Source organism: Citrobacter sp. Cb004 (assembly GCF_030337065.1).
In the GTDB taxonomy this organism is placed as follows: Bacteria; Pseudomonadota; Gammaproteobacteria; order Enterobacterales; family Enterobacteriaceae; genus Citrobacter; species Citrobacter braakii.
Map to the genome: position 1 here is coordinate 1 of NZ_JAOWCH010000020.1, position 719 is coordinate 719.

The 719-nt window shown below is 37.6% G+C and carries 1 protein-coding gene; it reads right to left on the reverse strand.

The window, feature by feature from the left end:
- Positions 1–719: type ISP restriction/modification enzyme (locus OGV65_RS00115; RefSeq protein ID WP_353655060.1), on the reverse strand; the 719-nt coding region annotated here is incomplete at both ends.

A 719-nucleotide genomic window follows, 5' to 3' on the forward strand; every position in this document is an offset into this window, starting at 1 on the left:
TGGGAAACCTTGCCCACCAGAGTGCTGCATATTTAAGTCTGGTATTTCTCTTGTCATTATAGCGGAGAAATCCTTTCCACTATTACCACTCCCACTCATGTAAATAAGAAAGTTATCAGCATCTTTTGTTGGGAAAATTTGAGGGATCTGACCAACACGATGAATCAAACCACTACCGAAGTAAAGCCACTGCTTTTGATATGGACGATATACTGATTTACGCATACATGATGCATCAAAAGTTAACTTTGACATTTTTTGATGACTGGATATCAAGCTACTTGTCCAACTAATCTTTGTTGGATCCATTTTGTCTGAAATATCAGTCCCTAAGGAAGAGTTATAAAAGCTTAATAGGCCTTTTACGTTCTCAGTCAATTTTGTTTTGCTACTTTGATAAACCCATGCATCACGGCCTGATTCAGCACCTCTGGAATAATTAAGAAAGAGAACATGCCCATCCTTAGACTTTTTATTACCAATCTCAATAAAGTTATAAAAACTATCATCTCGCTGATTCAGCCAGTCGTTGTACGTATCGGGTATGATTTTCTGCCAACCATGTGATTTTTCAATGCCGTTAATACTTGAGAATTCGGAAATTGTCTCCAGCTTTTCTTCTTTTGTCAGGTAATCACCAATATCATGAAAATAAATCTGACCCGTCTGTGTTGCTACCGGATTTTTTACCAGAATAGCAATTACAATCGGCGTTCTTG